The sequence below is a fragment of the Pleomorphochaeta sp. DL1XJH-081 genome (genome assembly GCF_049310885.1).
GTDB lineage: Bacteria > Spirochaetota > Spirochaetia > Sphaerochaetales > Sphaerochaetaceae > CAYZJV01.
In genome coordinates, this window is record NZ_JBMDYO010000004.1 from 114,552 (window position 1) to 137,065 (window position 22,514).

A 22,514-nucleotide genomic window follows, 5' to 3' on the forward strand; every position below is an offset into this window, starting at 1 on the left:
AGGCAGGAGAAGTTATATGCAGGAAGTGTTTGATAAGCTTCGCGACCTTCAGGGCGTACTCGCCAAGAAATTCGCCGTGCTTGAAGAGATCAAGGAAATACCCCGGACGCTAGAGACGAAGGAAGAATTGCTCAATCGTGGTAAGAAGACTTACATAGAGAAGCATGAACGCCTCGAGAAGACGGCTGAAGAACTCAAGTCTCTCCGATTTTCACTTGATGAGGCTGAGAAGGCACGGGAAAATTCGGAAAAACAGATGGAGCTGATTTCTACCCAACGCGAATTCGAGGCATTGGAGAAAGAGATCAAGGATGCTTCCATACGAGAGCAGTCCCTGAGGAAAAGCTTACTTGCGAAGGAAAAATATTTTTCTGAACTGCAGGAGCAGCTTGAAGAACACGAGCAACTCATGGAGATCCAAGAAGAAGAGGTAAAGACCGAGACCGAGAAGAAGGATTCTCTGCTTTCTCAAAAAGATCAGGAATTGAATGATCTGAAGAAACAGGAAGATTCCCTTACTCCTGGTATCGATGAATCTATCCTATTCAAGTTTGAACGGATTATTAAAAATAAAGCAGGTGTCGGAATCGTTCCAATCCATGGCATGGTATGTCAAGGTTGCCATATGACTCTTCCTATCCAATTCGTAAACGAAGTAAGGAAGGGTGATGATTTTAGATTCTGTCCATATTGCAGCCGCGTCCTCTATTGGGAAGATACCGAAGTATTTGATCAAAATGATCAGCCACTTGATGATTCTGAGATCGAAGAGGCAGGATTGGCTGACTTTGTAGATACGGATGAATTTGAAGATTTGCTTTAGTTTGTGATTTTTTGGTGGTTCATGCGGTCGCCGATACAAGTTTGACTTGTGTGGGAGGAAAGTCCGGGCTCCATAGAACATGATGCCGGGTAACACCCGGGAGCCGTAAGGCTATAGAGAGTGCCACAGAAAATATACCGCCTGGAAACAGGTAAGGGTGAAATGGTGGGGTAAGAGCCCACCGCGTCATTGGTAACAATGATGGCATGGTAAACCTCATCAGGAGCAAGACCAAGCAGCAGGTGGGTTGTTCGTCCATAAGCCTGCGGGTAGGTCGCTTGAGTATATCGGTAACGATATACCTAGATAGATGGCCGCACGAGACAGAACCCGGCTTATGAACCACCAATTTTTTTAGTATAGTGAAAGAGCGCTCTAATAAGGGCGCTCTCTTGCTACCTGGAGTTGAAGATGGATAGGATTGATATCACTAAACAGTTTGGAAACAAACTTCTTACTATAGAGAACCCTGCACGGTACATAGGTGGAGAATTTTCTTTTGGGGAATCTACACCTGTGGAAGATGCATCATTTCATGTTGGAATTTGTTTTCCCGATTTATATGAAATCGGAATGTCGAATAACGCGGTAAGGATCTTATATGATCTCGTATCCAACATACCGTTACCTATCTCATGTGATCGGGTTTTTTCAGTTGCTCCTGATTATGAAAAATTATTGCGACAACATGGGATACCATTACATACATTGCAATATGGTATACCACTGAAGGATCTCGATCTTCTCGGTGTCTCCATAGGCTATGAACTGGCTGCAACAAATATTCTTCAAGTCTTGGATCTAGGTGGAATTCCAATACATGCAGAAGATAGAGAGAACGATCATCCTATTGTGATTGCAGGAGGACCTGCAGTAACTAATCCATTGCCGTTCGCTCCATTCTTCGATTTCGTATTTATTGGAGAGGCTGAATCTGGCCTTGCAGATGTGGTGCAAACCATGAACAGTGCAAAAGAGAATCATCTGGATCGGAATGAGACTATTGAGGAATTGAAGAAATATTCATTCCTTTGGTATCCAGGCAAAAAATTAGCTAAAAGAGCTATAGATGACGATTTTGCCGATGGTAATCATAATACGTTTTCACATTATGTCATGCCACACTTCAAAGTTACTCAGGATAATGGAGTGGTTGAAATAATGCGAGGGTGTCCCAACGGTTGTCGTTTTTGCCATGCAGGACAGTATTATAAGCCCTATAGACAAAAATCTGTGGAAGCGATTCGAAATCAGGTATCCCAGCATGTCCATGAATTTGGGTATCGGACTGTAACCCTAAGTTCTCTCTCCAGTGGAGATCATCCAAATATCGCAACGGTAATTGAGACTCTGAATAAGGAATTCTCTCCGCAACATGTCTCTTTTTCACTGCCATCCCTTAAAGTAAGTTCCTTCTCATTAGGAATTCTTGAACAGCTTTCTGAAGTGAGAAAAAGTGGTCTTACTTTTGCGATCGAGACTCCTTTGACAAAATGGCAACAAGCCGTAAACAAAGAAGTTCCCGTTGAACAAGTCATCTCAATCATCCAGGAAGCAAAAAGCAGAGGATGGAGACTTGCAAAATTTTATTTTATGGTCGGTCTTCCATTTATAGAGCCTGAAGAAGAAAAAGATGCAATCATCGACTTTCTTAGACAGGTTTGGACGGCTACAAAAATTGGTTTAAATATCAACATAGGGACCTTTATCCCAAAACCACATACTCCTTTTCAGTGGGCACCTCAAATGACTCCTGGATTCTCGAAAGAACATCTAACACAGATTAAACGGGGTATACAACAAGAAATTAGAGGCGCAAAAGTCTCCTACCATGAACCTTGGGTATCTTATATTGAAGGAATCATAAGTAGAGGTGATGAGACTGTGGCACCCTTGATCGAATTGGCTTACAGGAAGGGGTGTCGTCTCGATGCATGGAACGAACATTTAGATATTCAACTCTGGCAAGAAGCTATCTCAACTATGGGAAAGCCTGTCGATAGTTGGATTTTTGCAGAGCATGATCCATACGAACAGTTGCCCTGGGATTCGGTTTCCTTGGGCGTTTCGAAAATGTACTTGAGAAATGAGTGGGAACTCGCTAAACAGGCTATCCTTACAAATCGATGCCTTTCCGAGTGTCTTATGCCCTGTGGCGTCTGTGGTAAAGTACACCAGGTCGTTGATGATGCGCAAATATCTCACGAGGAAGTTTTCATACCTACACAGACATCACAAAAGATCATAGAAGCGCAAGAAATTAAGCCTTCAAGACCTGTACTTTTCTTTTATAGGAAAGAGGGCAGGGCAGCTTTTATCTCCCATATCCATGTAATGAGACTGTTCGAACAAGCTTTTCAACGCGCCCAAATACCGGTTACTTTTACCCAAGGATATAACCCGAAACCAAAGATGGAGTTTGTTAATCCTCTTTCAACTGGCGTGACTGGTGGAGCTGAGGTTGTATTGGTCGATATCCATGGTGGTGATTTTTTGAATCGCGAAGATACACTAAAAATTTTGAATGCATCAATCTCTGAAGGATTTGTATTCACCGATATGAAAGCTTTCGAAACTGATCGTAGAGTAACGCTAAGTAAACATATGGGTGGTAGCATATACACGATATCGCATATGGAAGATGCAGAATTAAAAAAGAAAATGGATCAGTGGGTACACTGTTGTGGCGTTGGTGTTTCTGTCGCTAAACTTACCATTGGGGGAGATTCTACCTATACAGCAATCATTAATGGGGAGAAGAATCCGATCAAGACATTATTTGGAAAGGATGTAGACAAATTCGCGGTGCTCTCCTCAATGAAGATACACCGCGATATGATTTTCCTCGGTTCCTATACTGACGGACCGAATGATTTTACTACGCTGTCGGTTTAATATGACAGTAGTAGTAGTGTGTATCGGATAGTCGGACCATCGGTGGATACTCTTTAACACAGATTTCCCCAACTTGCTTATGACAACGACCGGCGAAAGGACATCCTTTGGGTTTTTTTGCCGGATCAGGTAATTGTCCTAACAGTTCTATAGGATCCTTCTGCTTTGTAGGATCTACCTCTGGCATAGCTGAGAGCAAAGCTTCTGTATATGGGTGGAACGGAGGGTTCATGACCTCGTCACGCATACCATACTCTGCTATCTTTCCTGCGTACATGACCATGATATAGTCACTGAGGTAATTGATGACATTCAAGTCATGGGAAATGAACATATACGCAGCATGTGTTTCAACTTGAAGGTCATTTAAAAGATTTAATACCGAAGCTTGAACAGAAACATCCAAAGCACTCGTAGGTTCATCACAGACAATCAGATTTGGAGAAATCGAGAGAGCTCTAGCTATAGCAATTCTTTGTTGTTCTCCTCCACTTAGTTCCCGAGGCTTCTTTTCCAGATATTCCTCACCAAGGTCTACCTTACTGAGGATTTGTTTGATTTTCTCTCTTCTCTCGGCGGGATCATTCATGTTGGCGAGTTTTTTCATCGTCCTTCCGATGATCTGTTCAACAGTATGTGAAGGATTCAGACTTCGACCTGGGTTCTGGAATATGAGCTGAATATTTTTCAAGGTCTCTTTATTACGCTTATTCCATGCAATGGAAATATCTGTATCCTCAAATAGAATCCGACCTTTGGTAGGTTTGTATAATCCTGAGACCATATGTCCAGTTGTTGATTTACCACAACCCGATTCACCTACAATGCCGATTACAGAACGGGGATGAACAGCAAAATCAACACCATTGACTGCATACACTTTTCTTCTTGTCCCATATACCTTGTGAAGATTCTCAATCTTTAACAATTCAGAATTTGGGTCGTAATCAACCTCTGGTCTCGGTTTTGGTACAAGCTTTTCCTTCATCTTGTCGGGTATATCGGTGGCATAAGCACGGTCACAGGCAGCAAAATGTCTATCCCCGATTTTTCGCATACCATATTTACTCTCACAGGTATCGTTTCTTTTGTCACATCGGTCTACAAAAGGACACCCACCTTCATTTGCGCCTCTACGGCTAACATAGCCAGGAATTGTATTGAGTTTTGTCTTCTCCTTGACCACGCCGCCGCGAGGCATACAGTTGATTAGAGCCCTGGTATACGGATGGGTAGGGTTGTCGAATATTTCATTCTTTGGTCCTCGCTCGACAATTTCTCCGCTATACATCACAACAACCTGTTCTGCGACTTTGTTGATAACACCCATATCATGGGAGATATACATCAAGGACATATTGAGCTTATCTTTCAACTCTTTGATGGAATCAAGAATTACTGCTTCTGTGGTGACATCCAAAGCTGTCGTGGGTTCATCCAATATCAGCAAGTCTGGTCTGCACAGAAGAGACATGGCGATACAGATACGTTGTTGGATACCCCCACTTACCTGATGTGGATATCTTCTTGCAATACCTTTTGGATCACCGAGATTCATCAATTGCAATGCTTCTATTGTTGCTTCACGGGCTTTTTTCTTGGAGAGTCCCTGGTGATGCATTCCCACTTCATCCAATTGGAATCCAATCGTAAGGGCAGGATTCAATGAAGAGTAGGGGTTTTGGAATACCATGGCAATTCTATCGCCTCGGTATTTTTCCATTTGTTTCTCAGTTTTTTCAAGGAGGTTTTCCCCCTTATACCGGATTGCTCCATCGACTTCCGCATTGCTTGCTAAATACCGCATTACGGAAAAAGAGAGGGTACTCTTTCCACAGCCCGATTCACCAATAATCCCTATAGACTCATTAGTTCCAAGAGTCAACGATACATTGTTGACAGCTGAGAATAGTCCATCGAACGTTTTGAACCGTACATGTAAATTTTCGATTTCCAATATATTATCGTTCATGTATTAACACCTTACTGACAAAGTCAGAGAATATGGATATGGCAATCACCAATGAGGCAATAGCCAATGCCGGGAACAACACAGCCCCAGGAGCTTGGGAGATTATAGGTTTATTTTCAATAACCATCATTCCCCAGTCTGGTGTAGGTGGTTGCATACCGACTCCTAGGAATCCCAAAGATGCTACCATCATGATAGAATAGGCAAAACGCGCTGTAGCTTCTACAATTATCGGACCTGTAGTATTTGGAAGTATTTCCACGAACATGATATAGAGATGGCTTTCCCCTCTAATTCTAGCAGCAGAAACATATTCCTGACTTTTTTCGGTTAACAAGACTCCTCGAGAAACACGAGCCGTAGCAGGAACAAATGCAATGGAAACGATGATAGTTAGAGAAGCGATACTTGAATCACCCAATATTCCAAGAATAACCATCGACAGGACAAGTGGAGGAATCGCCATAAGGATATCCATTGCTCTGAGGAATACAGCATCGGTCCTCCCTCCGAAATACCCCGCTGAAAATCCTAGAATAACTCCGACAAATGTAGAAAAAATAGAAGTTAAAAGAGCAACAGTTAAAATTGACCGGCTACCATAGACGATTCTTGCCAACAAGTCTCTCCCGAGACTATCCGTACCCAGTAGATGTCCATTCACACCCGGAGAAGCCATCTGGAATTCGCTGTCCATTTCAGTATATGTAAAGGATATCAGTGATGGTCCAATGAAAGCCATGATCAGCCAAAATACGATAATTGCAATTCCAACGATTGCCAACGGATGTTTTTTCAATTGATAAAGTATGTATTTCATCGCTGACCTCCTTGGAATCTAATCCGTGGATTGAGATAACTGTACATGATATCGGTGATCATAGTAGACAGCGAATAGATTACTGTGATCAATAGAACACATGCTTCAATCAGCGGTACATCTCTCGTCTTGATCGCTGTCATTAATAATGAGCCCATTCCCGGATAACCAAATAAGGTCTCTACGACGACCAGTCCTCCAAAGAGCCATCCCATATTCATTCCGATGATGGTAATGGTAGGAAGCAGTGCATTTTTCAAGGCATGTCTGAAGATTACATATTTTCGTGGCATACCCTTGAGGATCGCTGCTCGTACATAATCGGAATTCATTACCGTGATCATGGATGAACGCTGCATACGGGAAACATAGCCGAACATCACAAACGTAATGGAGAGGGCAGGGAGGATGAGAATATCTAGATTACTCCAAAGGCTCTCCCCAATGGGTATCACACTTACAATCGGAAATATATCAAGTTGTACGGCAAAGATGGTAATGAGGAATACCCCCGATACAAACTCAGGTAAAGCCATGGTCGCCAAGCCAAAAAAGGATACTATTGAATCGGTGGGCTTCTTTTCCTTCACTCCTGCCAATACACCAAAGAATATGGAAAGTGGGACAAACATGATGAATGCGGTCAATGCGAGTATAAGGGAGTGGCCTACACGTCTCCATAGAATCGAATTGATCGCAACACCTTGCATATAGATACTTTCACCCAAATCACCGACCACAACGCCTTTGATCCAGCGACCATATCGTTGTAGTACGGGATCATCAAGTCCCCGGGCTTCTCTTAATGCGGCGACGGATTCCTCGGTAGCACTCTGTCCCAGAATCATCTGTGCGACATCTCCAGGCATGATTTCAACTAGCATGAAGATCACGAATGACATGACGACTAGGGTCGCGAGTAGCGACCCCAGTCTCCGAACAACAATACTTAGTGTTCTATTCATTTAACATCCATGTATTTGTATTGTGGAAGCATAGTCAAGGGATGACTATAATTCACAACACGGTCGTTAATCGCTACCAATAATGGCACCTGAACATTTATAACAGAACCTTCTTCGTGGAAGACCTCCTGTAATTCATGATAATAACCTGTGCGAACCTCGGGGTCAACTTCGGATGAAATTTTATTAATCAGTTCATTTACCTTTGGATTATCGATATGAGATTCATTCCATGAGCCACCGCCCTTAAAAGCAAGTGCTAGCAGCATGGATGGATCAGGACGTCCACCCCAACCAGTAATGGAGAAGGGTACATTCAACCAGTACTGTGAAAGGTAGATATCTCGGGTATACCCTTTAAGTTCAATATCGAATCCTGCGGGAGCTGCCAATTCTTGGATTGTCTGGGCAAGTTCTTTACCGAACGGATGGTCGGAAGCGTAGGTTAGGGGCACCGAAACACCATTAGGGTATCCGGCTTCAGCGAGTAACTCTTTAGCCTTTTCAATGTCACGACCACGGAAAGGAATTTCCTTATACTCTGCCAGCATGTTCATGATAGGAGTTTCGTTATAGAAGAACCCATCACCAAGCTCAGTCTGGGCAACATTACGTGCAAGAATTTCAGGATCCATGGTGTACTTCAATGCAAGTCTGACACGATTATCATCGAATGGTTCCATGTCGGTTATCATCGCGATATAACGCTGCTCCTGATACGGGCTAATTACTGATATACCTTCTGCTCCATCTAAGCGATTCTTGATAGTCGGAGTTACAAAAGGAACTACGTCAACACGATCTGATTCCAACATTGAGATACTTGCATCGATATCTGCAACAAAGTAAATGAGCAGCTTGTCGATTTTAGGAAGATTGGGATCCCAATAATTAGAATTTTTTGCTAATGCTGCGGATTCTTTGGGAATCAGTTGTTGCATGACAAATGGTCCTGTTCCCATGGGCTTTGACTCACCGAGTGATGCGTAATCATAATCACTTGCAAGAATAGCCATGTTATAGTCAGTGAACTGATACATGAAGGTAGGACGTGACTCTGATAACTTCAACACGACTGTGTAATCATCTGGAGTCTCAACAGATTCAACTGCCTCGAAATCCAATCTCTTCAAGTGTCCGACTGAAGGATCTTGTGTTCTTTCAATGGTGAATTTCACATCTTCTGAAGTGAAGTCAGAACCATCATGAAATTTCACTCCTTCACGTAATTTGATTGTCCATGTGGATCCATCATCGCTGGACCAATCGGTTGCAAGAACTGGTTCCATCTCCCCCGTTTTAGCATTGAGTTCCACAAGATACTCATAGATAGACGAGTTCATGGAAAATGCCTGTCCATCCCATACTCCTGGCGTAATCAAACCAGGAACCTGCTCCGCTACACGGATAACCTTCTCCGTGGAAGCTTCCTCTTTGTCTCCTCCTGCGAATACTGTAGGTACCGCAACGAAGAGAACTATTAACATGATACTTAAAATACGTCTCATAATTCCTCCTAGGTAATTGTGATTCTTTCTCGATTATAGTTTTATTTATTTGTCTAGCAACAAAATATTATGCTTTAGCCGAATATAGCTGGTTAACTTTGAATTAAGGCTACAGCAATTTACTGTTCCTATAACCGACAACCTAATTAAACTATAGAGATTGGCACTTTGTCAAGGGCTGTAATATATTGGACTATTCCATATACAGTAAAATATTAACTGCTATAGGCTATTTAGGGTTGGTGACAATGTTACTTATGTTCGATGGTGATCTGTTGTCCGAGCTTATCAAGTGTAGAGAATATCTTGTATTTACTTATTGGACAAACGCTTCTACTACAGCCTTCGTCTCTTGATTTCCCACAAGAACGAGAATGTCGAATGGTTGGATGGAAAACCCAGGTCCAGGAGATAGGAATATAGATCCGTCCCGTCTAATCGCGATTACTGTAGCTTTGGTCATTTGCCAGAAAGAGAGTTCTCCCAAGCTTTTACCAATTATCGGTGAATCGTTGGTCACCGTACATTCATAGGTATAAAATGGATTGCTGGATGCGAATCTTTCTGTAGAATCTATCAATTGCCTGACTGTGTCGAACAGTTCGCGTTCGAGTTCTTCGTGTTGCTCGATAAGGTTCCTCATTCGGGTAAGTAGGGCTTTCGTTTCATAACGATTGCTATGTTTTGCGATATATTTTAAGGCATTCGAACGAGATTTTACTTTTACACCACTGTTTTGGAGAACTTCTACCACCTGTTGTTCTTCTAAAAGGGAGAATGATCTTCTTATGGTTTCCGGAGAGACTCCATATTCGGTGGACATAAGAGAGCGTCCAGAGAGTCGTTTACCTTCAGGTATTTCACCATTGGAGATCCTATTAGCAATATCCAGCGCTATCTTTGCATAGGTAGCAATTCCATCGCGTTTGCGACGAGGTGATTTTTTCTCATGTTCCTTCTGTTCAGGTGTCATAATCAGCAATATGATATCACGTTGGATGATGGGGGGCAATAGTGTCCCTGTTACCTGATTTTTTCCTCAGATTTAATCTCTTCCCATATATCATTCAATACGTCTACATTTTCCCATGATAACGGTATGTGTCTATCTGAGCCTCTCTTTGCCAATTTGTTGAATCTCGTACGTACTTTCTTGTTGCTTTTATGAAGAGCGACTGAGGGGCTGATTTTCAAATATCGGGCAAGATTGACTATGGCAAAGAGCAGGTCTCCTAATTCTTCCTCCACATGCAAAGGGTCATGATCAATATTTTCGATTGCTTCAAGAAGTTCCTTATGTTCTTCATCAACTTTAGCCAATACACCTTCAATATCTGGCCAATCGAATCCTACCTTACGCATTTTCTTTTGAATTTCCCAGGCTTCTTCAAGTTTTGGCAATGATTTAGGCACTCGACTGAAGAAGTCATCATCATGCGATTTCTTTCCTTCAACATTCTCCTTGATCGAATTCCATAAATCCAATACTTCCATGCTATCGGCAGCCTCAGCGTCGGAAAAAACATGGGGATGTCTCCGAACCAATTTAGCACAAACTGAATTTATCGCTTGCACGGGAGTAAAATCTCCGGATTCTTCATGGATTCTCGTTATCATGAACGCATTCAGTAGAATATCACCAATTTCTTCAGAGCATGATTGAATATCCTGCTCATCTAGAGCATCAATATATTCGTAAGTTTCATCAAGTAATGCACGAGAAACATCGGCAGGGGTTTGCTCACGGTCCCAAGGACAGCCTTCAGGGCTTCTTAACAAGGTAAGAATCGTATACAGATTTTTTACTGCTTCAGGTAAAGTCTCAGCATCATGGTGTTGATAATCAATCATCTATAATAACTCCTGATTTTGTTTGTAATTCTTTCTAGTTGACAGAATATACATTATATACATTAAAACATATTTTTTTAAAAAAATATCAATCCAATAAGATATAACCAAGATATTCGAGTTTAGACCAATAGATATTTGTAAAATCCCCCTCACCTGCGAATATCGCGCCAAATATATGTACATACAAATTTGTGTTTAGTGAATAATCTTCAACTAGATTATTATAGAAGTAATTATCTTCATTTGAGATGTACTGTCTACTCAGATCATCTTTTGACCATTTAGCGATATTGGGAAAAGGATGTTTTCGATAATTTGTGAAATAAAAAATTCGAGGTACAGTCTCATTAGTTGAGATTTCCAGCAAGTAGGAGGATTTATCCCCTATAGGAAAATCGGACCCTGGTCCTGGTGTTATAGCATTCTTTGATACAGTAAAATCAAATCCACTCGTAAAATTATCTGGTTTAATGGGAATATCCATCTCGGGAGACGTTCCGAATATAAAAGAAGCGCGTTGGTCACTAATAGCAATACTTTGTGCAAATGTACCCAATACGAATCCAGATGGGGTTGTATTTAGATTATCGTCATCTGGTCTAAAGACCGAGTATTCCCGTGAGTTTGAAGAATCTGAATAAAGATAGTACCCAGGTGCTAACGAATCGGTTCCTGATGAAGTTTCAGGAGACCAAGGTCTACCATTTCCTTGCGTAGTCCTGTATATAGTATTGAAATAATCATCAGCTAAGCTTAATTTAAAGCTAGCGTCGTTTGCGTTATTTGTTATAGGAGAGGTCAAAATATTAGGCTGTGAGGAAATAATATAGAAAAGCTTGATCGATGGACCTTCACCTGAAGGGAAATAATCCATCAATTTTGAAGCTGCTGAAGAACTGACTTCCAACGAAACATTGATTGTTTGGCCATCATCGGGAGTAGATCCAGTAATGAAGACATCTCCATCGAGATTGATATATGTAGGCATACCACAACTCGCGAAAAATAAAAGAGATGTCAGCACGAGCACCATAAAAGGAGTACTCTTTGACCAACATCTCTTCATAATACCTCCGCCAGAGCTGGCGGTGTTGTTCTCCAAACTATTGGAGCATCACCAGACGAGTCTGAGCTAATTTTGCATATTCCGATGCTGAGAATTCATCTGCCAGTTGCTGGAAAACAGCAAGAGCGAGATCATTATTACCCTGAGCCTCGTGCAAACGTGCAACGCTGAACAACGCTTTTGCCGCTTCGGCTGCTTCGGAACCATATGTATCGTATACAGACTGATAATATTCCAGAGCCTTTCCTATTTCGCCAAGTTGTTCACTGGCAACACCTGCATTGAAGAGTGCCAATGAACCTAAATAAGTTTGGCTACCCTTCTCTGCAACAGTCAAAAAATGATCCAATGCAACATCGAAAGCACCATCTTCATAGGAAATAAGACCTAGCAGGTATTCGGCCTTAAGAACCGGATACGATTTCCCTCCCTTGCTAGCAAGGTCGGAGAGCTCGGTCTCCAAAGAATCCTTCATCGACTCTGCCTCTGAAGTAGTCTTGTCCTCTAAATACGTCCACTCTGAATATGTCCTTTGTAGATTGTCGATAGACAACTGCAGATTGTCTGCCCGGCTGTCGGCAATTGAGAGGCCTATCCATAACCCCGCCACGATGACCAAAACGGCCACCGCGACAATAATCAGGAGCTTTTTCTTCGCAATCAGGAAATTATTGAATTTTGATTCAATTTTTCCCGAAGTCGTTGTTTCATTTTTTTTAGCCATCAGTATGCTCCGCTATTCCGTGTCTTTTTCCCGGGATTTCATTAAGTCACCAAACGTAAAGGTATCACCTTCATCATCGTGTATATACTTGGAAATCTCGGACTGCTGGGATTTGCGGATCATCTCCTTGATCGACAGACTCAGCTTTTGGGTGGAGGGATTAATCTCCACAACAGCAGCAGTGATAGGATCGCCGACCTTGAACTTCTTCAAGACTTCATCGGAGAACTGCTCATCAGGTCCGACTAGGTTGTATTTTGAGATAAGTCCTTCGATATCACCGAGAACTCTTACAAAAACACCGAAGTCAGTAACATTGCTGATTTCACCACTGATAGTACTGCCCTTGGGATAGTCATGACGCAAAGTCTGCCAAGGATTTCCCTCGAGCTGCTTTACACCAAGGCGAATATGGCGAGTCTTGGCATCAACACGAGTAACGACAACATCAATGACATCACCCTCTTTGCAGAACTCGTTCATATTCCTGACTTTCTTGGTCCAAGAAATGTCGTCGATATGAAGGAACCCGTCGATACCTTCTTCCAGATTAATAAATGCACCGCTATTGGTAATCTTTACTACTGGTTTGGTGAGAGTCATACCCATGGGATAGCGCTCATCAATGGTGTCCCAAGGATTCTCTTCAAGCTGTTTCAAGCCGAGGCTGACACGCTTCTTGTCCAGATCGTATCCAAGTATTTTTGCTTCAACAACATCTCCAATGGAGAGCAACTCCTTGGGATTATTGATCCGCTTTGTCCAAGAAAGCTCTGAAATATGGGCTAAGCCTTCTATTCCAGGTTCAATTTCAATAAATACACCGAATGTTGTAATCTTAGTGACAGGAGCCTTAACAACATCATCGACCGAATATCGCTCTTCGAATGTATTCCAGGGATCCTCTTGCATATGCTTCAATGAAAGGTTGATCTTCTGTGAGACAGGATCGATGTTGATGAGTCTCAACTGAATGACCTGGCCTTTCTTCACAAAATCTTTTGGTTTGGTGACATGGCCCCAGCTCATATCATTAATATGGAGCAAGCCATCGAATCCACCGAGATCAATAAATGCTCCAAAACTAGTGAAGCTTTTTACCGTACCTTCAACGACATCGCCGATCTTGACCGTGGAGAAAAACTTTTCTTTGTTTTCCTTGATCTTCTTCTCAAGATACTCACGACGACTAACTACACTCTTCAACTTCATTCCAGTATGGAATTTGTCGATTATGAAGTAATCTGCGATCCCAATCATGGTCTCAGGATCTTCGACCCTGACCACATCGGCTTTCGAGAGCGGGCAGAACCCTAAGAATTCATTGCCCAGGTCGACTTCAAAGCCTCCCTTGATGACCTTCACGAACTTGCCCATAACTGGAGCGCGATTTTCAGCAGCTTCCTTGAGGACTTCGGTCCGTTCCTTGATGTCAGCACGTTTTTTGGAAATAACGATCTGGCCGCCCTTCCCTTCTTTGTTGACAATCATGACCTTGACTTCGTCGCCGACGGCAGGAACAGTGGCAAATTCATCCGAGGCAATTCTTCCTTCAGACTTATATCCCACATCCACAAACACATACTCGTTATTGACCTGAACAACAGTACCGGTAACGAGCTGACCGTCTTCAATTTCATCAAGAGATTTTAGGTAATGTTCCTGCAACATCGTCTGCATATCAGCCTTCTGCTGAGGTTCGTTTTGTGTTTCCAACACTTCCTTCACTTCTTCCACTTTTCTCTCCTGATCCTTATTTTCACCCGAAATCCGGGTAAATATAGCACGTAACACTGTGTCATAAACTTCATCTATGGTCAAGTATGAGGAGTCAATATAGATAGCGTTGGGAGCTACCTTCAGACCACCGACTGGCTTATTCCTGTCAATTTCGTCTCTTTCCGCAATTTTTTTAACTAGATCTTGATATGACATTTCTGTTGGTTGTTGGGCGTATCGCCTTCTTGCGCGGACTTCAACAGTAGCATCCAAGAAAAATTTGCACTGAGCTTGGGGGAATACGACTGTGGTGATATCTCTACCTTCACAGACGATATTCATCCCATGTTCAGCAAGAGCTCTGAGATGACGGTTCACGATCGTCCGCAATTCCACGATAGCGGAATGTGGAGCCACATAGGCATCTACAGAATCAGAATGGAGTTTATCTTCGACATCTACTCCATCTGCGTGTAACCTTCCATTAATGATTTCCAGCGAAATCGCTTTAGCTACATCGAGTACAACAGTAGGATCTTTAGGATCCAACCCTTTTTCCAATACATTGAGGGTAATTGCACGGTAAAAATTTCCTGAATTCAGAAAATAGAAGCCTAGATGTGCTGCAACCATGCTTGCGATAGAACTTTTTCCGACTCCTGCCGGTCCGTCTATAGCTACAACAAAACCTTTTAACCCTTTCAGGAGATCTTTATTCATGTGTTCTTCCCCTCCAATAATGCTTTCATTTCACTTTTTGTGACGGGACGATATTTCCCTTCAGGGAGCTCGCCCAATTCGATCGGACCGATCCTCAGCCTTACCAAATGTTTAATGGTATAACCGAAATAACTGAAGATTTTCCTCAGCTCCCGGTTTTTCCCTTCCGTTAAGGTAATGACAACCCAACGCTTGGAACGTAGTTCGAAGTGTTTGATGACATAAGGCTTTTGGCTATCGATATAGAGGCCACGAAGTGCCTCTTCCATATCGGATCTGAGAATGGGTTCTGCAGTCATGACCGCATACTCCTTCTCTATCTGGTTTGAAGGATGCATAATCTTTTGTGCAGCATCCCCATCATTAGTATAGAGAATCAAACCGGTGGATTCCTTGTCCAGTCTTCCAACATGGAATAGGAGATTGTTCTCCGGGATAGTAATCAACTCGCGTGCATATTTAGTCTCATTTGGATCATAGTTGGTACATACATAGCCTCTTGGTTTGTGCAATGCATAGTAGAATAGGCGATCTGCTGGTTCAGCCAAAACATCGTCAACCATGACCACGTCATCGGCTTCAACTTTTACACCCATTTCAACAACGATTTTCATGTTGACGGATACCCTACCCTCTGAGATAAGCCGTTCGCAGGATCTTCTCGATCCGAATCCGCTCTTGGCCAGATAACTCTGTAGACGGATGGGATAGTCAATTTGCATCATTCAACTCCTCTTCAGTTGTAAACCGGGCACGATCGATTTCCGATAATTTCGGAAGCGCTGAGATGCTCGGTAGATTGAATTCAAATAAAAATTTCTTTGTCGTACCATATAGACCGGGATGACCAGGTACATCTTTTCTTCCAACAACCTTGATGTACTCCCGTTCTCGTAAAAGACGAATGATATTGTCGCTCGATACACCCCTGATATTCTCGACATCCCGTCTAGTTACCGGTTGTGAATAGGCAATGATTGAAAGTGTCTCCAACGCTGCATTCGAGAGCCTGCGGTCTACTTTCTTTCCGTAACAATCACGCAATTTACCGTGAAGATCATTAGACGGAAGAAAACAGTAGGTTCCGTTGGATTCCACGAGATCAAGTCCGTGCATGTGACCTTCCCAATAGCCTTTCAATTCCCCAATAGCTTCAGCAAGTTGTGCTTCGGTAAGCCCAGTCAATCTTCCTATCTTATCGGTCCTGACAGGTTCGTTTTCAAGAAAGAGTATGACTTCGACCAGACGGGCATTTGTAGATAAGACCGTAGGACTTGAACTCATAGGTCGCCCTCCGCATCATCTGTCAGATCGATAATTTCATCATCATCGTCTTCATCGTACAGCGTATTTCTATGTTCCATACGAACATCTGGTTGGATCTGTGAAGTCTGTTGGATAAAAGACTCGAAAGGCTCTTCATCTCCATAGTCTTCGTCCTCGAAAGTCTCACTATCGAATCCATCTTTTTTTCTGATAACGATATCACCAAACAATGCATGCTGATGGATAGATATCATACTGAATTTCACCGCTTCAAGTATCGCAAGGAAAGCACAGATGACATCCATAGGTGATTCACGATGTACCACGAGATCAAGAAAAGAAATTTCCTCGCGTTGTTCGAATAGTTCAACCATCAATGATAACTTCTGTTTGGTTGTTACTTCTTCATATACATTAAATACTTGTTGTGGAGTAATTGATCGCAATAATGAGGAGAAAGTCTTCAACAAGTCCCATACATTGATATCATTCCACAAGGCCTGGTCCTCGAATGGAAGCATGAATTGGCTCTTCTTCCGTTGGATAAACAAGTCCCCACTTTGGTTGGAGTCTACGAGAAGAGCTGTGTAGCGTTTGAATTTCTGGTATTCAAGCAATCGTTCAACCAATTCTGTCCTCATTTCGGAAAATTCATCATCCTCATCGAATCCATCATCGTTTGGTAAAAGCATTTTGCTTTTCAGATAGATTAAATGCGCCGCCATGGCATAGAAATCGGTGAGATCATCCAAATCGAGTTTGCTCGCCATATCGAGATAAGCCAGAAATTGATCTGTTATCTCAGCAATGGGAATATCGTAGATATTGACTTGTGCCTTCTGAATAAGATGTAAAAGCAAATCCAGAGGGCCTTCGAATTGTCGAATCGAATAGGACAAGGTCGAAGGGTGTCTGTCACCCTGACCAACCAGTCCTGCTTCCTTTACCATGCGACCGAGTATAGCGTTTTATATCGGTCGCGTAAAGCCTTGGTGTACTTACTCTTTAGCGGTTTCAGCCTGCTGAGAATCTACTGGAGCAGGGAACATAACAGATCGAAGTCTTTTTTCCAGATCGACGGTGATATCGGTGTTCGTCTTAAGGAAATTGATGGCATTTTCCCTACCTTGTCCAATCTTTTCATCATTATAGGAGTACCAAGAACCACTCTTGTCGAGCATTTCATATTTCAATGCAGCATCTAGAATACTTCCATGGTAACTGAGGCCTTCACCAAAGAACATATCCAACTCCACCTTCTTGAAAGGAGGGGCCATTTTGTTCTTCACTATCTTTATTCTGACTCTGTTACCAATGATATCATCGGCACTGCGACTGATAGCTTCGATCCTACGGACCTCAATTCTGATAGACGAGTAGAATTTGAGAGCATTTCCACCGGTTGTAGTCTCGGGATTTCCGAACATGACACCGATCTTCATCCGGATCTGGTTAATGAATATGATCGTTGTGTTACTTTTGCTTAAGATACCGGTGAGTTTGCGTAGAGCTTGGCTCATAAGACGGGCTTGCAATCCCATGTGTGAATCGCCCATTTCTCCATCGATCTCAGCTTGAGGAGTTAACGCCGCCACAGAGTCGACAACAATGATATCTACAGCTCCGGAACGGACAAGAGATTCAACTATTTCTAGAGCCTGTTCCCCATTATCAGGTTGAGATATCCAAAGTTCATCGGTATTCACACCGAGCTTTTTCGCATATGTCGGATCCAGGGCATGCTCAGCATCAATGAATGCAGCTATACCTCCAGCTTTTTGGGCTTCTGCAATCGAGTGGAGAGCAAGGGTTGTTTTACCTGAAGATTCGGGACCATAGATCTCAATGATCCTCCCTTTTGGATACCCTCCTATGCCCAATGCTTCATCCAAGAGCAAGGAACCCGAAGAGATGACTCTCACCGAACGGTCTACGGGATTGTCTCCCAATCTCATGAGAGCACCTTTACCGAACTGTTTGTCGATTTGGGATCGAGCAGCTTCGAGTGCAACTAATTTCTGCTTGGAATCGGTTACCGTAACCGGCGAACTGGAATTACTATTCTTTGCCATATTTTCTCTCCTAATCGGATCCTTATACTACTTTACCGTATCAATTCGATTTTTACTTCAAAATTTCTCGGGTATCAATGATCAAAGTCACCGGACCCTCATTCGTATACGCCACTCGCATAGATGCGCCGAACTCACCAGTCTCAACCGTATACCCCTGTTCCCGAACAGCCTGTACGAACTTTTCATAGGTCGCAAGGGCAGTCTCCGGGTCTGCAGCTGGATTGAAGGAGGGACGATTGCCCTTATTCAAATCAGCACAGAGTGTAAATTGACTTACCACTAGCATCTGCCCATCGACCTGTCCTACAGAACGATTCATCTTACCCTGTTCATCGGTAAATATCCTCAACTGAGGAATTTTCCTTACCAAATACTCCAAATCGGCTTCAGAATCGTCTTGTTGTACCCCAAGGTAGACGAGTAATCCTAGGTCAATACTTCCTACCTTTTCACCTTTGACGGTGACAGAAGCACCCGTAACTCTTTGGACGACAGCCCTCATCCGGATGTTCTCCCTTGAAGCTTCTTCACCAATCCTTCTCGGTCCTCAGAACCGAAGAAAGCGCTACCCATAACGAGGATATCGACTCCAGCATCTACAAGGAGTCCACCATTCGATTCATTCACACCGCCATCGATCGATATCTTGAAATCAAGTCCTCTTTCCTTCCTGAGACGATCGAGTTGGTGGATTTTCTCCATGGTGGAGGGAATAAACTTTTGCCCTCCGAAGCCAGGATTCACACTCATGATCAAAACAAGGTCGATATCATCTAGGATTAACTCTATTGAGGATACCGGTGTAGATGGAACCAGAGATACCCCAGCCTTTTTGCCCTCTTCATGGATCATGGAAACCGTGCGGTTCAAATGGAGGCAAGCCTCGGCATGCACGGTTATGTAGTCACTTCCAGCTTCAGCGAAGGCTTTAATGTACCGTTCGGGTTGAGCTACCATGAGGTGGGTATCGAAGACAAGATCGGACAACGGCCTGATGTCTGCTATGAATTTTGACCCGAAGCTGATATTCGGAACGAACATGCCATCCATGACATCTAGGTGTATCCATTGTGCGTCTGTGCGCCCAATCATCGTTACCGCCTCTCCAGCCTTCGAAAAATCGGCGGAAAGCATCGAAGGTGCGACAATACAACGTGGTTCTGTATTCATATGTATGTTGTATCAGATAGCGTCGGTTTTGGAAAGCATCGGTCGATACAACCATACCGGAGGCAAACACTTATTGCATTCAATCCTTCATCATGTTATGATATGTAGGCAACTTGGAACTATTCTCACCGTAAAACACCTGAGCTGTCATAGAATCCAAAACACAGGATACTCAGCTCGGGTCGTTTACTATTTGTTTCAAATGAGCACTTTATCAAGGGAGCGCAGCATGAACGAAGAAAACATCAAGACCCTACTCACTGAAGAAAAGTGGACACGGGCTACCATCACTAACTATACTATCCCGAATTTTGAGGAACTCGATGCTATTGTTGAAAAAATCGATGATTCCGAAGAGTTGTTGGAAGTTAAGAATATCTGTGACGAATATCTGGAAAAGAATAAGAACAGCATCATAGCGATGTACCTTTCCGGCAGTATTGCCCTGCGGAGAAAATCCCTTGACTATGGTAATATCACTTCGCTGATAGAGATGTTCAACGAGAACAAAAAATATGGCTTGGTAGAACATTTGAGTCTCAAGGTTCTCAACCGTTTCGAGGATAAGTATGTTATTCGTGTTCTTGCATCCAGTTATGAAAAAACCAATCGTGAAGAAGACAAGTATAGTCTCTATGAACGGCTGGTAAAGGTCGACTATGATGAGACCGATTTGCTGCAAGATATCGCTGAACGCTATGTCTCGAAGGGAAACAAGGATAAAGCCCTCTTTTACTATAAGAAAGCACTCCAAAGATTCCTGAACGCACAGAACCTTCCTGCCGTTAAAGAAGTCTGGACTATTCTCCTGAAGATGATTCCCGATGATTTTGCCTATCTACTTGGTTTGGCTCAACGTATATCTGTACGTTTTCAAGGTGACCAGATTGTACAGATGATAGCGCAATTGTACGAAGTTGCAATCGAAGACGAGGATTGGGACAAGGGGATTATTGTTCTTAAAACAATTCTTGATCTCGATTCCCATTCAGAATGGGCACGGGAACGGCTGGTGGATTGCTATAGGAGCAAATATGCCGACCACAGCAGATTAGAATCCTGCATTGATATCTCAAACTTGGACAAGAACTATCGCGATGTCCATTCAGCTATTGATGATTTTGAGAAGAATATCGCTTTCGACAAAGGATCGTTCGTCTATCATAAGACTTGGAGTATCGGACGTATCAGGGAACTATCACATGAGAATGTCGTCATAGACTTCCCCCAGAAGAGAAACCACAGCATGTCATTGGGGATGGCTTTTAGTTCTCTGCAGGTTCTGCCGAAACATCATATTTGGGTATTGAAGAGCGTCTTCCCGAAAGAGAAACTTACTGAAAAATTCAAGACCGATGTGCCGTGGGGTCTGCGTACACTCATTAGCAGCCATGGCAATCAAGCCACACTTAAAGATATGAAGGCGGAAATAGTACCTTCTATCCTTACCGCAAAAGAATGGATATCATGGCAAACCAGTGCAAAGAAGATCATCATGAACGATCCTCTTATTGGATTCCTTCCGAATGATCCCGATGTCTACACCGTTCGGGCTACTCCTATATCCTATGATGAAAAATCCTTGGGTATCTTCCGTAACGAGAAACGGTTCTACCAAAAGGTACGCATTGTGAGAGATTTCTTGGAGAGTGGCGATCCGGAAACAGAATTTTTCATGGAGATGGTTCAATATTTTGTAGACCAGTGTACTGTTTATCAAAAGGTCAATGACCAGGTCATAGCAAGTTTCCTTTTCGTAGATTATCTATGCGACCGGTATCCTTTCCTTGAAAGACCTGGGACCGTTGATTTCAAACATCTTTATGGTCTGCTCGATGATGCACCGAAGACCTTTGGTGCGATTGAAGATTCAGAACTCAAAAAGTCTTTTATCGACAATGTGGTCTCCATTGAAGATCCAGAGAATGTCGAAAAGGTACTTATCTCATTGTATCCATACTATCTCACCAGTTATATCATGGATATGCTGAGGGAACAGGGACGACAGAAGGTTATCGAAGATATGTTCCGCAATGCTTGTAGGAATTATCGGGAAAATGCCGATCTCTTTACCTATCTCGCTCGTACCTATGATCGGAAGTTCTGGGAAAAGAAGATCAAGATTCCTTTCGAAACCCTTCTTACCAGTGAGTTGCAGTTGCTCGACTATGCTTTCAATGCTATTGAGGCGAAGAAGTTCACCAATGAGAATAGGAAGATCGCAAAGACTCTTATGACAATACTATTCGATGAACGTTTGATCTTCGACTTCCTCAAGAATGCGAATGAAGGGTCTGCCCAAAGAATCAACTTCATCGTACAGAGGATGCAGGGCTTGGAGCAAGCAAAGAAAGTAGAGGTAAAACATGCAATCCTTGATAAATATCCCGATTTCGTTTTCCTCGGTGAAGAATCGAGTTCAACAGAGGTTGTCTCTAGTGGGCTCTTGGTGACCAAGGCTAAATTCCTCGAGAAACAAGCCGAACTTGATAGGATCATGAATGTCGAGATTCCTGAAAACTCCAAGGAGATTGGAGAGGCCTTGTCACTTGGAGACTTACGTGAGAATAGTGAATTCAAGGCTGCCAAAGAGAAGCAAGGGATACTCAATACAACCATGATGCGGTTAACCGATGAAATTTCTCGCGCGACAGTCGTGAACCAGAAAATGGTAGACTCCTCAAAGGTATCGTTTGGAACCGAGGTGGTATTGGAAAACCATATTTCTGGAGATGAGGATGTGTATCGAATCTTCGGGCCATGGGAGTCAGATCCAAACCTACATACTATCAGCTATCTAGCACCGTTCGGAGCTAAGTTGTTGAACCATAAGGTTGGAGAACGTTTTACCTTTGAGATCAATGAGCAGAAATATGACTTTACAGTCAAATCAATAAAAGGTTTGTCTGTATAACACTTAGAGCGATATATGAAAGG

18 protein-coding genes and 1 other RNA gene are annotated in these 22,514 nt (G+C 42.8%); 4 read left to right on the forward strand and 15 right to left on the reverse strand.

What is annotated here, in order from left to right; translation table 11 throughout:
• Positions 1–16 precede the first annotated feature (16 nt).
• The 3 genes from ACODJP_RS08810 to ACODJP_RS08820 all read left to right on the forward strand — a co-directional run bounded on the left by ACODJP_RS08810 (position 17) and on the right by ACODJP_RS08820 (position 3,718).
• Positions 17–823: a zinc ribbon domain-containing protein gene (locus ACODJP_RS08810; protein ID WP_422480613.1), complete on the forward strand. Its 807-nt coding sequence runs from the start codon at positions 17–19 to the stop codon at positions 821–823.
• 11 nt (positions 824–834) lie between these two features.
• An RNA gene (gene rnpB, locus ACODJP_RS08815) (RNase P RNA component class A) lies at positions 835–1,176 on the forward strand.
• A 58-nt stretch (positions 1,177–1,234) separates the two neighbouring features.
• The gene (locus tag ACODJP_RS08820; protein ID WP_422480615.1) at positions 1,235–3,718 is read left to right on the forward strand and encodes a TIGR03960 family B12-binding radical SAM protein; all 2,484 of its coding nucleotides are present in this window, start codon (positions 1,235–1,237) and stop codon (positions 3,716–3,718) included.
• On the opposite strand, the gene ACODJP_RS08825 is transcribed toward ACODJP_RS08820, so the two are convergent.
• The 15 genes from ACODJP_RS08825 to rpe all read right to left on the reverse strand — a co-directional run bounded on the left by ACODJP_RS08825 (position 3,702) and on the right by rpe (position 19,577).
• Positions 3,702–5,690 carry a dipeptide ABC transporter ATP-binding protein gene (locus ACODJP_RS08825; protein WP_422480617.1) on the reverse strand — a complete coding sequence of 663 codons (1,989 nt, stop codon included), beginning with the start codon at positions 5,688–5,690 and terminating at the stop codon, positions 3,702–3,704. The two genes, ACODJP_RS08820 and ACODJP_RS08825, sit on opposite strands and share 17 nt — an antisense overlap.
• Positions 5,680–6,510, reverse strand: coding sequence for an ABC transporter permease (locus ACODJP_RS08830; RefSeq protein ID WP_422480619.1), 831 nt, complete (start codon positions 6,508–6,510; stop codon positions 5,680–5,682). The genes ACODJP_RS08825 and ACODJP_RS08830 overlap by 11 nt, the downstream gene beginning before the upstream one ends.
• Positions 6,507–7,475 (reverse strand): ABC transporter permease, encoded by a 969-nt coding sequence (locus tag ACODJP_RS08835; protein WP_422480620.1) that lies wholly within the window; start codon positions 7,473–7,475, stop codon positions 6,507–6,509. The genes ACODJP_RS08830 and ACODJP_RS08835 overlap by 4 nt, the downstream gene beginning before the upstream one ends.
• Positions 7,472–8,983 carry an ABC transporter substrate-binding protein gene (locus ACODJP_RS08840; protein WP_422480622.1) on the reverse strand — a complete coding sequence of 504 codons (1,512 nt, stop codon included), beginning with the start codon at positions 8,981–8,983 and terminating at the stop codon, positions 7,472–7,474. The genes ACODJP_RS08835 and ACODJP_RS08840 overlap by 4 nt, the downstream gene beginning before the upstream one ends.
• A 316-nt stretch (positions 8,984–9,299) precedes the next feature.
• A complete protein-coding gene (locus ACODJP_RS08845; protein WP_422480624.1) occupies positions 9,300–9,956 on the reverse strand; it encodes a TrkA C-terminal domain-containing protein in 657 nt (218 codons plus the stop codon).
• A 50-nt stretch (positions 9,957–10,006) separates the two neighbouring features.
• Positions 10,007–10,834, reverse strand: coding sequence for a nucleoside triphosphate pyrophosphohydrolase (gene mazG / locus ACODJP_RS08850; RefSeq protein ID WP_422480626.1), 828 nt, complete (start codon positions 10,832–10,834; stop codon positions 10,007–10,009).
• Between the two features lie 88 nt (positions 10,835–10,922).
• Positions 10,923–11,903 (reverse strand): hypothetical protein, encoded by a 981-nt coding sequence (locus tag ACODJP_RS08855; RefSeq protein ID WP_422480628.1) that lies wholly within the window; start codon positions 11,901–11,903, stop codon positions 10,923–10,925.
• Positions 11,904–11,940: 37 nt separating this feature from the next.
• Positions 11,941–12,627, reverse strand: coding sequence for a tetratricopeptide repeat protein (locus tag ACODJP_RS08860; protein WP_422480630.1), 687 nt, complete (start codon positions 12,625–12,627; stop codon positions 11,941–11,943).
• A 12-nt stretch (positions 12,628–12,639) separates the two neighbouring features.
• Entirely contained in the window at positions 12,640–15,066 is a 2,427-nt protein-coding gene (gene cmk, locus ACODJP_RS08865; RefSeq protein ID WP_422480632.1) for a (d)CMP kinase, read from the reverse strand.
• Positions 15,063–15,788: a pseudouridine synthase gene (locus ACODJP_RS08870; RefSeq protein ID WP_422480634.1), complete on the reverse strand. Its 726-nt coding sequence runs from the start codon at positions 15,786–15,788 to the stop codon at positions 15,063–15,065. The genes cmk and ACODJP_RS08870 overlap by 4 nt, the downstream gene beginning before the upstream one ends.
• The gene (gene scpB, locus ACODJP_RS08875) at positions 15,778–16,350 is read right to left on the reverse strand and encodes an SMC-Scp complex subunit ScpB (protein WP_422480636.1); all 573 of its coding nucleotides are present in this window, start codon (positions 16,348–16,350) and stop codon (positions 15,778–15,780) included. Before scpB ends, ACODJP_RS08870 begins: the two co-directional genes overlap by 11 nt.
• Positions 16,347–17,282: a segregation and condensation protein A gene (locus ACODJP_RS08880; protein WP_422480638.1), complete on the reverse strand. Its 936-nt coding sequence runs from the start codon at positions 17,280–17,282 to the stop codon at positions 16,347–16,349. The genes scpB and ACODJP_RS08880 overlap by 4 nt, the downstream gene beginning before the upstream one ends.
• Positions 17,283–17,330: 48 nt before the next feature.
• Positions 17,331–18,404, reverse strand: a complete 1,074-nt coding sequence (gene recA, locus ACODJP_RS08885) for a recombinase RecA (RefSeq protein WP_422480640.1) — start codon at positions 18,402–18,404, stop codon at positions 17,331–17,333.
• 52 nt (positions 18,405–18,456) lie between these two features.
• Positions 18,457–18,909, reverse strand: coding sequence for a D-aminoacyl-tRNA deacylase (dtd, locus tag ACODJP_RS08890; RefSeq protein WP_422480642.1), 453 nt, complete (start codon positions 18,907–18,909; stop codon positions 18,457–18,459).
• On the reverse strand, positions 18,906–19,577 hold the full coding sequence (rpe, locus tag ACODJP_RS08895; protein WP_422480644.1) for a ribulose-phosphate 3-epimerase: 672 nt from the start codon (positions 19,575–19,577) through the stop codon (positions 18,906–18,908). The genes dtd and rpe overlap by 4 nt, the downstream gene beginning before the upstream one ends.
• Positions 19,578–19,806: 229 nt before the next feature.
• Here rpe and greA point away from each other — a divergent pair, with 229 nt between their 5' ends.
• Positions 19,807–22,491, forward strand: coding sequence for a transcription elongation factor GreA (gene greA / locus ACODJP_RS08900; RefSeq protein ID WP_422480646.1), 2,685 nt, complete (start codon positions 19,807–19,809; stop codon positions 22,489–22,491).
• Positions 22,492–22,514: the final 23 nt, after the last annotated feature.